This window comes from Saccharopolyspora sp. NPDC002686 (assembly GCF_040295745.1).
Taxonomy (GTDB): Bacteria; Actinomycetota; Actinomycetes; order Mycobacteriales; family Pseudonocardiaceae; genus Saccharopolyspora; species Saccharopolyspora oryzae.
On record NZ_JBEOVY010000066.1, the window covers coordinates 13069 to 27297 of the forward strand.

15 protein-coding genes are annotated in these 14229 nt (G+C 69.9%); 11 read left to right on the forward strand and 4 right to left on the reverse strand.

Features of this window, described 5'->3' with window-relative positions; all coding sequences use genetic code 11:
- Nucleotides 1–45: 45 nt before the first annotated feature.
- Entirely contained in the window at nt 46–1011 is a 966-nt protein-coding gene (locus tag ABTZ89_RS11600) for a LysR family transcriptional regulator (protein ID WP_351043153.1), read from the reverse strand.
- A gap of 55 nt (nt 1012–1066) precedes the next feature.
- On the opposite strand from ABTZ89_RS11600, the gene ABTZ89_RS11605 reads away from it, so the two are divergent.
- The gene (locus ABTZ89_RS11605) at nt 1067–2371 is read left to right on the forward strand and encodes an MFS transporter (RefSeq protein WP_351043156.1); all 1305 of its coding nucleotides are present in this window, start codon (nt 1067–1069) and stop codon (nt 2369–2371) included.
- A 51-nt stretch (nt 2372–2422) separates the two neighbouring features.
- Complete coding sequence (locus ABTZ89_RS11610; RefSeq protein ID WP_351043158.1) at nt 2423–4060, forward strand: GMC oxidoreductase; 1638 nt, start codon at nt 2423–2425, stop codon at nt 4058–4060.
- A gap of 12 nt (nt 4061–4072) precedes the next feature.
- On the opposite strand, the gene ABTZ89_RS11615 is transcribed toward ABTZ89_RS11610, so the two are convergent.
- On the reverse strand, nt 4073–5338 hold the full coding sequence (locus tag ABTZ89_RS11615; protein ID WP_351043161.1) for an APC family permease: 1266 nt from the start codon (nt 5336–5338) through the stop codon (nt 4073–4075).
- On the reverse strand, nt 5339–5506 hold the full coding sequence (locus ABTZ89_RS11620; protein WP_351043164.1) for a hypothetical protein: 168 nt from the start codon (nt 5504–5506) through the stop codon (nt 5339–5341).
- A 105-nt stretch (nt 5507–5611) separates the two neighbouring features.
- Between ABTZ89_RS11620 and ABTZ89_RS11625 the strand changes: the two genes are divergently transcribed.
- The 4 genes from ABTZ89_RS11625 (at nt 5612) to ABTZ89_RS11640 (ending at nt 8746) form a co-directional block, all read left to right on the forward strand.
- Nucleotides 5612–5890, forward strand: a complete 279-nt coding sequence (locus ABTZ89_RS11625) for a YiaA/YiaB family inner membrane protein (RefSeq protein WP_270952364.1) — start codon at nt 5612–5614, stop codon at nt 5888–5890.
- Between the two features lie 153 nt (nt 5891–6043).
- Nucleotides 6044–7222 carry a hypothetical protein gene (locus ABTZ89_RS11630; RefSeq protein ID WP_351043167.1) on the forward strand — a complete coding sequence of 393 codons (1179 nt, stop codon included), beginning with the start codon at nt 6044–6046 and terminating at the stop codon, nt 7220–7222.
- A 33-nt stretch (nt 7223–7255) separates the two neighbouring features.
- Entirely contained in the window at nt 7256–8194 is a 939-nt protein-coding gene (locus tag ABTZ89_RS11635) for a formylglycine-generating enzyme family protein (protein ID WP_502949536.1), read from the forward strand.
- A 111-nt stretch (nt 8195–8305) separates the two neighbouring features.
- Nucleotides 8306–8746, forward strand: coding sequence for a nuclear transport factor 2 family protein (locus ABTZ89_RS11640; RefSeq protein WP_270952360.1), 441 nt, complete (start codon nt 8306–8308; stop codon nt 8744–8746).
- A gap of 19 nt (nt 8747–8765) precedes the next feature.
- Here the strand turns inward: ABTZ89_RS11640 and ABTZ89_RS11645 are convergent, their stop codons facing one another.
- Entirely contained in the window at nt 8766–9629 is an 864-nt protein-coding gene (locus ABTZ89_RS11645) for a helix-turn-helix transcriptional regulator (protein WP_351043171.1), read from the reverse strand.
- 144 nt (nt 9630–9773) lie between these two features.
- Here ABTZ89_RS11645 and ABTZ89_RS11650 point away from each other — a divergent pair, with 144 nt between their 5' ends.
- The 5 genes from ABTZ89_RS11650 to ABTZ89_RS11670 all read left to right on the forward strand — a co-directional run.
- A complete protein-coding gene (locus ABTZ89_RS11650; RefSeq protein ID WP_351043173.1) occupies nt 9774–10694 on the forward strand; it encodes an SDR family NAD(P)-dependent oxidoreductase in 921 nt (306 codons plus the stop codon).
- 199 nt (nt 10695–10893) lie between these two features.
- Nucleotides 10894–12216 (forward strand): MFS transporter, encoded by a 1323-nt coding sequence (locus ABTZ89_RS11655; protein ID WP_351043176.1) that lies wholly within the window; start codon nt 10894–10896, stop codon nt 12214–12216.
- The gene (locus ABTZ89_RS11660; protein WP_351043179.1) at nt 12213–12998 is read left to right on the forward strand and encodes an SDR family NAD(P)-dependent oxidoreductase; all 786 of its coding nucleotides are present in this window, start codon (nt 12213–12215) and stop codon (nt 12996–12998) included. The genes ABTZ89_RS11655 and ABTZ89_RS11660 overlap by 4 nt, the downstream gene beginning before the upstream one ends.
- Nucleotides 12995–13387 (forward strand): nuclear transport factor 2 family protein, encoded by a 393-nt coding sequence (locus tag ABTZ89_RS11665; protein WP_351043182.1) that lies wholly within the window; start codon nt 12995–12997, stop codon nt 13385–13387. Before ABTZ89_RS11660 ends, ABTZ89_RS11665 begins: the two co-directional genes overlap by 4 nt.
- Before the next feature lie 37 nt (nt 13388–13424).
- On the forward strand, nt 13425–14229 hold an 805-nt coding region (locus tag ABTZ89_RS11670; RefSeq protein WP_351043184.1), incomplete at its 3' end, for an SDR family NAD(P)-dependent oxidoreductase.

Below are 14229 nucleotides of genomic sequence, written 5' to 3' on the forward strand. Positions count from 1 at the left end.
CGACGACGCCCGAGAACCGGGACACAACAGAACAAATCGACCGGCTCAGGAGATTCCGGCGTCGGGGTCGTCGCTTCCCACGGGCATCGCGGCCCAGGACGGGAGCCACGTCGCCCCGGGTAGGGGGTTCAGGTTCCGGAAGTGCCTGATGATGCCGCGCAGCCCTGGGTGCGGGCTCGTCTTGGGCAGGATGAGCGAGATCGGGTAGGCGATCGCCGGGTCGGCGATCGGGATGCGGCGGAGGTCGTAGTTCGCCGGCCAGGCGTACCGGTCGCGCGAGCCGACGAGGGTTGCCAGGTCCGGGGATTCCGCGAGGGCGTCCAGGAGCACCTCGGTGCCGAAGTTCGGGCCGGCGGCGTCGACCCGCAGGTCGAACTCCGCGGTGAGCTGGTCGTAGAACTCGGCCCACTCGCTTCGCGGCGTGATGCCCGGAACCCAGATCCGGTGCCCGTGCAGCTGCGCGGGCGTCAGCGCTCGCGCGGCGGCGAGCGGGTGCTTCGGCCCCACCAGGAGCTGGAGCGGCGAGTCGAACGCGCGGATCATCTGCACGTCTTCAGGCAGCCTGGCGGGGTCGGTGATGGTGCGGAAGGTGGCGTCCACGTCGCCGGTCTGAACAGCCGTGACCGCCTGGCGCGGGTCGCTGGCCCGGATGGTGACCACGTCGAGGTCGGTTTCGGGATGCGCCCGCCAGTAGTCGTGCAGGACGACCGCCTGCGCGGTGCGCAGACCGAGGACGTCGATCCGGAGGGCCCGCGATCCCGGCCGGATCGCGCTGATCGCGCGATCGACGTGCGCGACGACGTTCCGCGCGTGAGCGAGGAACGCCTGCCCGTCGAGCGTCAGCTCGACCCCGCGCGTGGTCCGGGTGAACAGGCGAACACCGAGCTCCCGCTCGAGGGAGGCGATGCGCTTCGAAACGGCCTGCTGGGTCACGCCGAGCTCGTCAGCGGCGTGCTGCAACTGGCCGAATTCCGCGGCCAGGACGAACGAGCGCACTGCGTTGGTGTCCACCGGCCCGGACTATAGCCGCCCAACTGATCGTTGTGGCGCACCGAGGAGTCGTTGTTTGATCCCCGCCTGGAACGACTGGTGCGATGCCTGGACACGAGCATCGGTTGTTCAAGGGAGTTACATCGACGTGCGGTTGGGACGCGATTTCGGCTGGCTGTGGTCAGCCCACGCGGCGAGCACATATGGCACGTGGATCGCTTTCGGCGCATTCCCCTTGATCGCCGTGCGCGAACTGCACTCGCCGGCGTTCGCCGTCTCACTCCTCGAGGCGGCGGGCCTGGTGGTGGCGGCGATCGTCGCGATTCCGCTCGGGCCGTGGATCCAGCACCGCACCAAGCGGCCCGTGATGATCGGGATGGACTTGATCCGCTTCCTGGCGATGGCGAGCATCCCGATGGCGTACCTCGTGGGCTCGCTCTCCTACGGTCACCTGCTCGTCGTCTCGATCCTCTCCGGAGCGGCGAGCATCGCGTTCACCGCCGCCTCCGGCGCGCACCTGAAGCACCTGGTCCGCAGCGACCACCTACTCACCGCGAACGGGAGGTTCGAGGGAACGACCTGGGTGGCGACCGCGGCGGGACCGCCCTTGGGCGGAGCCCTGGTCGGGATCTTCGGTCCGGTCACCACCATCGCGGCGGATGCGAGCAGCTACTTGCTCTCCGCGCTCGCGATCCTCCGCATCCGCGGAACCGACGTCGCAACGCCCCGGAATCCCGCGACCGGACTGCGATCCGCCGACTTCGCCCGGGGCTGGTCGGTCATCTTCCACGACCGCGCGCTGAGACTCCTGTTCCTGAACCAGATGGCGGTCAACGGACTGATCATGGCCACCGGCCCGCTCCTGGCCGTCCTCCTCCTCGGCGAGTACCGCTTCTCGGCGCTGGAGTACGGACTCGCCTTCGGCATCCCCAGCCTCGGGGGCTTCGCCGGCGCCCGGCTCTCCGCGCGACTCGTCTCCCGCTACGGGCGGCAGCGCGTCATGACCGCCACCGGATGGCTGCGATCGATCTTCCCGCTGGGCCTCGCTTTCATCCAGCCCGGTGTCCCGGGCCTCCTCACCGTGATCGTCGTGGAAGGCCTGCTGATCGCGTGCATGGGAATCTTCAACCCCATCAACGCGACTGAGAGGCTGCAGCGCTCTCCCGCCGAGCACGCGGCCCAAGTCGTCAGCGCGTGGAGCATCAGCAGCAAGCTCTCCCAGGCCGCCTTCATAGCGGTGTGGGGCGTCCTCGCCACTCTCACCAGCCCGCTGACCGCCATCACCACCTCGGGCATCCTCCTGCTCGGCACACCGCTGCTGCTGCCGAAGCAGGAGCACCTCACACCAGCGGGTGAACATCATTCACGTTTGCCCTGCTAACGCGAATCTGCTTCGGATTGGTGATTGTGGACGTGCTTTCGCGAGGCAACCATGGGCAGCGTGACCTCCCCCTTGTCCCGCAGGCGGTTCCTCGGTTTCGCCGCCCTGAACTCCGCTGCCCTGCTCGGCCTCAACACGATCTCCACGACGACCGCGTCCGCCGCGACGCGCACCGGCGACGCCGTGCCTGCCGTGGTCATCGGCACGGGCTACGGCGCCGCCGTCACGGCGTTGCGCCTGGGCGAAGCGGGCATTCCCACGGTGATGCTCGAGATGGGCAGGCTGTGGGACGCACCCGGCGCCGACGGCAACGTCTTCTGCAACATGCTGCGACCGGACGGGCGCGCGATGTGGCTGAAGGAGCGCACCCTGGCGCCGCTGGCGTCCTTCCTGTGGATGGACGTCATCAACCACGACAGCGAGCGCTACCCGGGTGTGCTCGACCGCGTCGACCACGGCGACATGTCGGTCTACCTCGGTCGCGGTGTCGGCGGCGGCTCGCTGGTCAACGGCGCGATGGCCGTGGTGCCCAAGCGGAACTACTTCGAGGAGATCCTGCCCGCCGTCGACGCCGCGGAGATGTACGGCACGTACTTCCCACGCGCCACCGCGGCGCTCGGGGTCAACCACGTCGACCCGAACTGGTTCGAGACCTGCGATTCCTACCGGTACGCCCGCTTGTCCCGCGCGCACGCCCACCGGGCGGGACTGAAGACGACCTTCGTGCCCAGCGTCTACGACTTCGACTACCTGCGCCGGGAAGAAGCCGGAGAGGTCCCCCGCTCGGCGCTCGCCTGCGAGGTGATCTACGGCAACAACCACGGCAAGCGGTCGCTGGACAAGACCTACCTCGCCGATGCGCTCGGCACCGGCAACGTGACCATCCGCGCGCTGCACGAGGCGCGGGCGATCCGCCGCGACGACACCGGCGGCTACGTGCTCACGGTGCACCGGCGCGACGAATCCGGCGAAATCGTCGAGAGAACGGAGATCGCCGCCCAGCGGGTGTTCCTGGGAGCGGGCAGCCTCGGCTCGACCGAACTGCTGCTGCGCGCGCGGGACACCGGAACGCTGCCGGGACTCGGCGCGGAGATCGGGCAGGGCTGGGGCCCGAACGGCAACGTCATGCTCGGCCGCGCGAACCACGTCTGGGACACCGCTGGAGGCACCCAGTCCGCGATGCCCGCACTCGGCATCGACGCGTGGGAAGACCCAGAACACCCGGTCTTCGCCGAGATCGCACCGATCCCGGCGGGCACCGAGCTGTGGGTCAGCCTGTACCTGGCGATCACGAAGAATCCCGAGCGCGGCCACTTCAGCTACGACCCCGCCACCGACTCGGCACGCCTGCACTGGAGGACCGAGCAGGGGCAGCTCTCGATCCAGCAGGCGAAAGCGCTCTTCGACAAGATCAACCGCGCGAACGGAACCACCTACCGCACAGACCTCTTCGGCGACACCCGCCCGTTCGAGAACCGCTTCACCTACCACCCGCTCGGCGGCCTCGTGCTCGGCCGAGCCACCGACGACTACGGGCGGGTGCGCGGTTGCCCCGGCCTCTACGTCACCGACGGCTCGCTGATCCCCGGCAGCACCGGCGTGAACCCGTTCGTCACGATCACCGCCCTCGCCGAGCGAAACATCGAACGCATCCTCGCCGAGGACTGGCCGACTCCGGTCAGCAGCTGACGGCAGGGCGGGTCAGCGGCGGGCGAGCACGACGGCGCGCGCGGTCAGCCCCACGGCGAAGACGGTGGCACCGGCAAGGGCCGATTGCCAGGGCAAGGTGGCGACCAGGACCAGGCAGCCGACGAGACCGGCGGCGTTGAGCCAGCGCGGCCACCGGCGCTGCGCAGCGGGTTGCGTCCAGGCCGAGGCATTGGCGATGGCGTAGTAGACGAGCACCCCGAACGAGGAGAAGCCGATGACGCCGCGCAGGTCGGTGGTGGCCACCAGTGCGCACACGACCACCGCGAGGACGAGTTCGGCGTGGTGCGGCACCCGGTACCGGGGGTGCACGGCGGCCAGCCAGCCCGGCAGGTCGCGGTTGCGGGCCATGGCCAGGCTGGTGCGGCCGATCCCGGCGATGAGCGTCAGCAACGCCCCGAGACCCGCGACCACGCCACCGATGCGCACGACCGGGGCGAGTGCACCGGCTCCAGTGGCTTGCAGGGCTTCGGTGAGCGGAGCAGTTGCCGCCGCCAGACGGTCGGGGCCGAACGCGGTGAGCACGGCCAGCCCCACCACGGCGTAGACGATCACGGTGATGCCCAGGGCGAGCGGGATGGCGCGGGGGATCGTCCGGCGCGGATCGCGGACCTCCTCCCCCAGCGTCGCGATGCGGGCGTACCCGGCGAAGGCGAAGAACAGCAGTCCCGCCGCCTGCAAGATGCCATAGGGGCCGCTGGACGTCAGCGCTCCCCAACCACCGAGCCGGTCGACGTGGACACCGCTCGCGAAGATGCCGACCACCACCACGGCCAGTGCGATCAAGCTGAGTGCGACCAGCACCCGGGTCAGCACGGCGGTCTTGGTGACACCGCGGTAGTTCAGCGCGGCCAGGGCGAGCACCGCGGCGATCGCGACGATCTTCTGCAGCCACCCCGGCCCCGGAACCGCGTAGGTGGCGACGGTCAGCGCCATGGCCGCGCAGGAGGCCGTCTTGCCGATCACGAAGCCCCAACCGGCGGCGAAACCCCACCACGGGCCGAGCCGCTCCCGGCCGTAGGCGTAGGTGCCGCCCGAGGTGGGATGCGCTGCGGCGAGTTGCGCGGAGGCCACGGCGTTGCAGTAGGCGATGGCCGCAGCGAGCACCAGGCCGATCATCAGGCCGCTGCCCGCCGCCTTCGCCGCCGGGCCGAAGGCGGCGAACACACCGGCGCCGATCATCGACCCCAACCCGATGACCACCGCGTCACCGGTACCGAGCCGTCGCGCCAAGCCGGGCTGCGGAGCGTCCGAGGACATCTAGGCGAACCTCTCCACCGGTCGGCACTCGTCGCGGACGACGATGAGCTCGCGCATCCGGTACGGGTGCATCGGCTCCTCCGCCGGCACCGGCCTCCGCTGATTGCTCCTCGCCACGGGACAGACCTTGAGCCCAGCGGCGATCACGTCGACCTGGTCACGCGCCACGCCAGGAGGGTACCGCCGAAGGGACGCAGCAGACTGCGGCCCTCACCCGGTAAACGAGGATATTTACGCATGCCACGACGGCATTTCCCCGACAAGATGATCGGCATGAATCAGAATTCCAGCACCACCAACGCCTTCTTCGTGCAGTCGATCGTTTCCTTCGGGGTCGCGCTGACCGCCTCCACGATCAGCGTCATCTACCTGCCGGTCGACGGCTGGATCCGCGCATTCCTGGCCCTGGCGCTGCTGTACGCGGTCACCTCGACGTTCACGCTCGCGAAGTGCGTGCGGGACAGGCAGGAAGCGGCGAGCGTGATCAGCAGGGTGGACCAGGCCCGACTGGACAAGTTCCTCGCCGAACACGACTTGATCAGCCGCCCCTGAGGTCAGACGGTTCCTCGATCCGTTCGGAGGACGCCCAGCACGCTCATCCCTCCACATAGGTCTCAGCGCTTCGCTGAGCCGATTGACAACCGTGCGGCAGGCGGGGAAGCATCCGGGCACATGATCTCGATGTCCCGGCGCCGTTTGCTCCAATTGTCCGCTGCAGCCGGTCTCACCACGCTCGGCGCGGGCGCTTGCAGCACTCCGAGCCGAGGGCAGTCCCAGTCGGCCGTTCAGCAGGTCACAGCACCGCCGCCGAGCGGCGTTCTCGGCGCGAACTTCAACGGCGACCCGCGCGTGATGACCTTCGGCGAGCTCGAGACCGCCGGCGCGACCTGGGTGCGCGGCTTCTTCGCCATGCCCGACGCGGACGAGGGCGAACCAGGCGAGGCACCTGCGATCAGCACCCTGCTGCAGGCCAGCGCGCGCGGCTACGGAACAGTGCTGTCGCTGAAGTTCCCCTACTTCCCGGAACGCGGGAAGCCGTTGCCGCGCCCCGGAACCGATGCGATGAACGCCGAGCTGAAGCGGCTGGACCAGGTGCTGCCGGCAGTGCTGGACGAGGTCGACGTCCTGGTGATCGGCAACGAGCCGTTCATCGAATGCCCGCACGACGACTGGAACAACGGCGCCATCAACGCCTTCTACGAGGCCGTCGCCGACCACGTCATCGAGTACCGCGCCGCGCACTTCCCCGGCGGGTGCCGGACAGCGCTGTACATGGGCGCGCTCAACCACCTCGAGGACCCCGGGTGGACAGGTGCGGGCACCGAGCGCTGGATGACCTACGTCCGCGACACCCCGGAGATCGAGGGCACCGACATCCACCCGCACGTCGCGAGCCTGGCGGACTCCGACACCTACCTCGACTACGTGCTGCCCCGGCTGGGCCCGGACAAGAAGTTCCTCGTCACCGAGTTCTCCCTCGTCCAGCTCTGGGAGGAGCACCTGACCGACCGGGTGTCCGCCGAGTACGCCGCGAAGTACGGGGTGCCGCCGGGCACGCGGGTGTGGCAGGTCATCAAGAAGGCGCTCGACGAGCCGTTCCCGCAGGACCGGTGGTACGACTTCCTGCGCACCAGCCCGTGGTTCGAGAACAACAAGGACTACCTGCGCGACCAGGTGCGGAAGTTCCGGGCCACCGGCAAGCTCGCGGTGGCAACCTACGGGATCGGCCAGGACACCGCCATGTCGAGCGACTTCGGACCGGGCAAGAAGCCGTGGCTGCTGAACAGCCTGTTCGCCTCGCGCTCGGTGCAGCCCCTGCCCGACGGCACCCCGGCTCCCAACTACGCCTGGCTCGACGAGTTCAAGGCCCTGCAGCACCGGTGACGGCCGGCTCCACCGGCGGTTTACCGTGAACCCGTGAGCACCGACCACTCCTGCTGCGGCCCCAGCCGCTCCGCGCTCGACACCGCGACGACCAGCGACCCCGCGCCGGAACCGGCGGCCACCGGGCGTTCCCCGGAGCTGGTGTCCCTGCCCGGCGGCACGTTCAGCATGGGCGCGGAGGACCCGGACGGCTTCCCCGCCGACGGGGAAGGACCGGTGCGGCCGGTGACCGTGGAGCCGTTCCAGGTCGCGGTGCACGCGGTGACCAACGCGCAGTTCGCCGAGTTCACCGAGGCGACCGGGTACGTCACCGACGCCGAGCGGTTCGGCTGGTCGTACGTGTTCGCCGGGTTCCTCCCCGGCTCGCTGCGGAAGGACTCGCCGCGACCGGATGCGGCCCCGTGGTGGTGCGGCGTGCGAGGTGCGTCCTGGCAGCACCCGGAGGGTCCTGGATCCACTGTGGAGGAACGGCTGGACCATCCCGCGGTGCACGTGTCCTGGCACGACGCGGTGGCGTTCTGCCGCTGGTCGGGCACCCGGCTGCCCACCGAGGCCGAGTGGGAGTACGCCGCGCGCGGCGGGCTGGAGCGCAAGCGGTTCGCGTGGGGCGACGAGCTGGCACCCGGCGGTGAGCACCGGTGCAACATCTGGCAGGGCCAGTTCCCGGTCAAGAACACCGTCGAGGACGGCTACCGGGGCACGGCGCCGGTGGACGCCTTCCCGCCCAACGGGTTCGGGCTGCACAACGTCGCGGGCAACGTCTGGGAGTGGTGCGCGGACTGGTGGGGCGTCGACCACTCCGCCGCCGCGAACCGCAACCCGACCGGACCCGCCGAGGGCACGTCGAAGGTGATGCGCGGCGGCTCGTACTTGTGCCACGACTCCTACTGCAACCGCTACCGCGTCGCCGCCCGCACGAGCAACACCCCCGACAGCTCCAGCGGCAACCTCGGCTTCCGCGTCGCCTCCTGACGGCGCGACCTTCCCGGTGACCGGGACTGGCCCCACCGCCGGAACAGCGACGAGGCGATGATCCCGCCCAGCACCCGACGAGCGTCTCAGCTGGAAGGACGGGATGAGCACATGTGCTCCTGCCAGGACCGCAACGCGGTGACCGACGTGGTGAACCGCTACGCCTACGCACTCGACACCAGGCAGTGGAGTTCGCTCGACGAGGTGTTCGCGGCGGACGCGGTCGCCCGCTACGGGAGCCCGGAGGCCTCCCCGCTGCACGGACGCGAGGAGATCGTGGCATCGATCCGGTCGCACCTCGACGGCTGCGGCCCGTCGCAGCACCTGCTGGGCAACCACCTGGTCGAGATCAGCGGTGACACCGCCACCGCGATCTGCAAGGCCCGCGTCTTCCACTACGGCGCGGGCACCCGTTCCGAACTGCCGCCGTACGAGTGCTTCGGTGTCTACCGAGACCACCTCCGCCGCGAACCCGCGGGCTGGCGCATCACCGACCGGACCTTCGACGTGCACCTCGCCATCGGCGACATCGAGGTCCTGCAACCCGCCTGACCTCCAGCGGTGGAGCTGGTCACGGGGGCGTGGTTGCGGTGCGGCCCCCGGTGACGCGGAGGAGGTCGAGCTTTCCCGCGTCGGTGGCTCCGGCCGCTGCCGTGTAGGTGACCAGACGCAGGTCCGCGTCCGGGGCCACGAGGACGTCGCAGTCCAGCGAGATGTCGCCGATCTCCGGGTGCCGGATCGTCTTCTGCTCGGTCACGTGCGGCGCCAGCGTCGCCGTGGCCCAGTGGCGGGCGAAGGCGTCGGACGTTCCCCGCAGCTCCTGCACGAGGTTCCCGAGCCGGGCATCTGCGGGGTAGCGGGACGCGGCGTCCTTGAGGTCGGCGGCGATCGACGCTGCGAACGCCTCCTCGCCGCGTTCCGACCGAACCGGACGCAGCGCGGCGCGGGCCGGGCCGTCACCGAACAGGGCTCGGGCGAGGTTCCGCTCGGCTACCGGGAGTCCGGCGGGATCACCGTGCAACGCGCACCACATCGAGTTCCACCACACCAGGGTCCAGTCGGCGGTGAACACCCCGATCGGAACATCTCCCAGCCGCGCGGCGAGGCGCTGGACCCCCGGTGACACGTGGGTGCTGATCGTCGCGTCCTGCGGCGGCAGGAGCCCGGCAGCTCGGTGCAGCTGGTCCCGCTCGGCCCGCGACAGCTGGAGTGCGCGGGCGAGGGCGCCGACGACCTGGGCCGAGGGGTTCTTCGCGCGCCCCTGCTCCAGACGCAGGACGTAGTCGACGGAAAGCCCCGCCAGTTGCGCGAGCTCCTCCCGCCGCAGGCCCGGGGCACGACGACCGGCCGTCGCGGGGAAGCCGGCGTCGGCCGGGGAAAGGCGGTCGCGCCAGTCATGCAGGAGCCGGCCGAAGTCGGAGCGTGAGGCAGCCACGGCTTCATTGTTGCCCCCAGCCCCACATCAACCTGGGTACTGCCAGTCCTGGTGCCGGGGACGGCACTGGTCGGCGACGGCGCGGGCGGTGAACGTCGTGGGTACGCCAGTCCGGCGCCCATCGACCTGCCCAGGAGCCCTTCCATGCAGCACACCATCGTGATGACGGGCGCGAGCCGCGGGATCGGCCGCGTCGCAGCAGAGCACGTGCTGCGCCAGTCGCCCGACGTGCACCTCCTCGTCGTCGCCCGCGGTGCCTCCGGCGCACAGCTGGCCGCAGAGCTGGGACGAGGCGGACACGCGGTCACGCACGTCCCGGCCGATCTCGGCTCGCTGCAGAGCGTCCGATCGGCCGCCGCCGAAATCCACGCCCGGCTCGACCGCGGTGAACTGCCGCCGCTGCGCGGCTTCGCGGGCAACGCCGGCCTGCAGTTCACGAACGCATTGACCGAAGGTCCCGAGGGGTTCGAGTCCACCTTCACCGTCAACGTCCTCGCCAACCACCTGCTCGTCCGCTCGCTCCAGGACCGCTTCACCACTCCCGCACGCATCGTGATCACGGTCAGCGACACCCACTTCGGCGACTTCAAGCACAACATGGGCATGGTGCCCGGCCCGGTCTGGAAGTCCCCGGACGTCCTGGCCCGCACCGGTGCGTTCCCCGAGCCGGGCACCGCGGTCGCCGGGCGCACCGCGTACTCGACGAGCAAGCTCGCCGCCATCCACCTCGTGCACGAGTACGCGCGCCGCCTGCCGACCGGGATCGACGTGCTCTCCTACAACCCGGGGTTCGTTCCCGGCACCGGCCTCGCCCGCAACGCCGGACCCGTCTCCCGGTTCGCGATGCGCTGGATCCTGCCGGTGCTGACCCTCACGCGGTTCGCGACCAGCCGCAGTGCCGCGGGGCGGCACCTGGCCGATGTCGTCCTCGGCAGGATCAAGGCACCGACGGGGTCCTACGTCGACCGAAATCGCGTGGCCCGGTCGTCCGAGGAGTCCTACGACCCGCTGCGCGAGCGTGACCTGTGGGACGCCGTCGAAGAGTTCACCGGCGTCACGCGTTAGGCGCTCCTACCTGGACGACCGGGGAGGTTCTCCTGCCAGCACTTCGAAAACCGCTGGGGGTCGAGCTCCGCCGACCGTTGCCAACGGACGCGGCAGATCCATATACTCCCATTTAGTGAGCATTATGCTCACTATTTGAGCACTGCTGCGCTCATCCGTCCCGGACGAGGGCCGCGAGGACCGCACCGAAGGACATTCAATGGCGAATTCCACCACCGACGGCGTCGCAGCCGCCGACAGAACGGGCGCGCGGCCCGCGCAGTCGCACGCCAAGGTCATCCGAGCCGCCATCCTGGGCACCGTCGTCGAGTACTACGACTTCGGCATCTACGGCTACATGGCGACCATGATCAGCGCCCACTTCTTCGTCGACGACGATCCGACCGCGGCCCTGCTCGGCACCTTCGCCGCGTTCGCCGTGGCGTTCTTCCTCCGCGTTCCGGGCGGGATCTTCTTCGGCCACATCGGCGACAAGTACGGCCGCAAGAAGGCGCTGACCTGGACGATCCTGCTGATGGCGGTCGCCACCGCCCTGATGGGCCTGCTGCCCACCTACGCCACGCTCGGCGTGTGGGCGACCGCTTTGCTGACGCTGTCGCGGTGCCTGCAGGGCTTCGCCGCCGGCGGCGAGCTCGGCGGCGCCAACTCGTTCGTCTCCGAGCACGCGCCGCCCAAGTGGCGCGCCTTCCAGACGTCGATGGTCAACTCCGGCACCTACATCGGGTCGCTGTGCGCGTCCCTGATGGCGCTCGCGCTCACCACCGGCCTGTCGGCCGAGCAGGTCCAGGCCTGGGGCTGGCGGATCCCGTTCCTGCTGAGCCTGGTCATCGGCCTGGTCGGGCTGTGGATCCGCAACTCGCTGGACGAGACCGAGCAGTTCGAGGACGTCCAGCAGCAGAGCGAGGTCGTGAAAGTCCCGCTGTTCGCGGTGCTTTCGACCGCCTGGCGGCAGGTCCTCGTCATCATCCTGCTCGGTGCCGTGATCACCGGCGGCTACTACATCGCTTCGGTCTACGCCGCGACGTACCTGCAGACCGCCGGTCAGCGCTCGCCCCAGTTCGCCTTCGCCGCGACGTGCATCGCGATGGTCCTGGGCGTGATCACCCTGCCGATCTCGGGCTACCTCGGCGATCGCATCGGGCGCAAGCCGGTGTTCATCGGCGGTTCCGCCGCCGGGGCGCTGCTCGGGGTGCCGATGTTCATGCTCATGGCCGACGGCCCGGGACCACTGGCGATCCTGGCCCCGGCAGTGCTGTTCATCTGCGTGTCCGTGGTCAACGGCGTTTCGTTCGCCACCTACGCCGAGATGCTGCGGGCCCGGTTCCGGTACAGCGGGATCGCGTTGGGCAACAACGTGACCAACATGCTGCTCGGCGGCACCGCACCGTTCATCGCCACGCTGCTGGTGAGCGCGACGGGCAACAAGCTCGCCCCGGCCGGGTACTTCGTCGCCTGCGCCCTGATCAGCCTCGTCACCTCGTTCTTCCTCAAGGAGACCAAGGGAAGGGAGCTCGAACTGTGACTGCCAGATTTCGCGATCGCCGGATCGTGGTGACCGGTGGCGGGAGCGGCATGGGCCGGGCCGAAGCGCTCGGTCTCGCCGGAGAAGGCGCCGACGTCCTGGTGGCCGACATCGACCTGGACGCCGCCCGCGCCGTCGCCGACGAGATCACCGCGGCAGGGGGCACCGGCCGGGCGCACCAGCTCGACGTGGCCGACCCCGCCGCGTGGGAGGAACTCGCGGCGGGTTTCGACGGAAAAGCTTTGCACGGCTTGGTGAACAACGCCGGCGTGAGCTTCCGGAAGGGGATCGCCGAGACCTCGGTCGACGACTGGTGGCGAGTCATGGACATCAACCTCTCCAGCGTCTTCTTCGGCATGAAGTTCCTCTCCGGTCCGCTGAAGCGGGCCGGGGGCGCATCGGTGGTCAACGTGTCCTCGATCGCCGGGATGGTCGGCTACTTCTCCGCCTCCTACGGGGCGAGCAAGTGGGGTGTGCGCGGACTGTCCAAAGTGGCCTCGCTCGAGTTCGCGGCCGAGGGGATCCGGGTGAACTCGGTCCACCCGGGGCTGGTCGACACTCCCCTGCTGCACTCCGGTGACGACCGGTTCGTCGACGAGAGCCTCCGATCCGTTCCCGCCGGTCGAGTCGCTTCCCCCGAGGAAGTCGCCGGAGCCGTCGCCTTCCTGCTCTCCGACGAGGCCTCCTACGTCAACGGCACCGAACTCGTCGTCGACGGCGGCCTGGTGTCCAGCGGCATCTACCACCGCATCACCACCGCCCTGGCCGAGGACGCCTCATGACCGGTCCGCTGCTGGAAATCCTGAACCTGCTGGGAAAGCAAGCGCACGCCATCGACGGCGGTGCAGCGCGGCAGTGGGCCGAGACGTTCACCCCCGACGGCGTGTTCCGCTCCCCCACCTACCCCGAGCCGGTCCGGGGCCGGGACGCGCTCACCGAGTTCGCCGCCGCCTTCGCCGCGAACAACCCCCGCACCCACCACATCGTCACCAACGTCTGCATCGACCGCGAGATCAGCGCGGACGAGTGCCTGGTCAAGGCCAACCTGCTCATCGTGCGGACCACGAGCTCCGACGCGGTGAGCGTCGACCGGGTCACCACCACCGACGACCGCTTCGTCCGCCGCGACGGGCGCTGGCTGATCGCCGAGCGGGCAGTCACCCGCGACTGAACCACCTCTTCCTGCGAACACCTGGAGAAATCCCGAGATGACGGCACCGAACGACCAGGCCAACCCGACGCGCGCGGACGCCAGCCCGCTCTCCGCGAACTACCCCGAACTCGTCGGCAAGGTCGCCGTCGTGACCGGCGCGGGCCGCGGCATGGGCGCGGTCTTCACCACCGAGCTCGCCCGGCGCGGCGTCCACGTGGTGGCCGGTGACCTCACCGGTGCGCCCGAGATCGCCGACCAGGTCAACGGGGACCTCGCCGACGGCGGGCGGGTGCTCGGCCACCGCGCCGACGTCACCGACCCCGCCGACCACGACGGCCTGCTGCGCGCCGCGCTCGACGAGTTCGGCCGCGTCGACTACTGGATCAACAACGCCGGGATCTTCCCGCAGGCCGAGTTCACCGAGATCCCGCCGGAGCAGATCACCTCCACCTACCAGGTCAACGTCAACGGCGTCGTCTACGGCGCGCAGACCGCCGCCCGGCACATGCGCGCCAACGGTGGCGGCGCGATCGTCAACATGGCCTCGGTGGCCGGCGTCCGGGTGCGGGTCACCCGGGCCGCCTACAACTCCTCCAAGGCCGCCGTGCGGCACCTGACCAGCTGCATGGCCGTGGAACTGGGCCCGGACAACATCCGCGTCAACGCCATCGCCCCCGGCTTCATCGACACCGAGATGACGCGGTGGGTGCGGGAAGACCCGGAAGCGCTCGACCGCGCGCTCACCACGGTGCCGCTGCGCCGGGTCGGAGCGCCCATCGAGGTCTTCGGAGCCCTGCAATTCCTGCTCTCCGACAGCGCCCGCTACATCACAGGCGCAGTGATCCCGGTAGATGGCGGCT

Coding starts and splice junctions, on each gene's coding strand:
- ABTZ89_RS11655 (WP_351043176.1), top strand. CDS start 10,894: ATGGCGAATTCCACCACCGACGGCGTCGCAGCCGCCGACAGAACGGGC.
- ABTZ89_RS11625 (WP_270952364.1), top strand. CDS start 5,612: ATGAATCAGAATTCCAGCACCACCAACGCCTTCTTCGTGCAGTCGATC.
- ABTZ89_RS11640 (WP_270952360.1), top strand. CDS start 8,306: ATGTGCTCCTGCCAGGACCGCAACGCGGTGACCGACGTGGTGAACCGC.
- ABTZ89_RS11615 (WP_351043161.1), bottom strand. CDS start 5,338: ATGTCCTCGGACGCTCCGCAGCCCGGCTTGGCGCGACGGCTCGGTACC.
- ABTZ89_RS11665 (WP_351043182.1), top strand. CDS start 12,995: ATGACCGGTCCGCTGCTGGAAATCCTGAACCTGCTGGGAAAGCAAGCG.
- ABTZ89_RS11650 (WP_351043173.1), top strand. CDS start 9,774: ATGCAGCACACCATCGTGATGACGGGCGCGAGCCGCGGGATCGGCCGC.
- ABTZ89_RS11610 (WP_351043158.1), top strand. CDS start 2,423: ATGGGCAGCGTGACCTCCCCCTTGTCCCGCAGGCGGTTCCTCGGTTTC.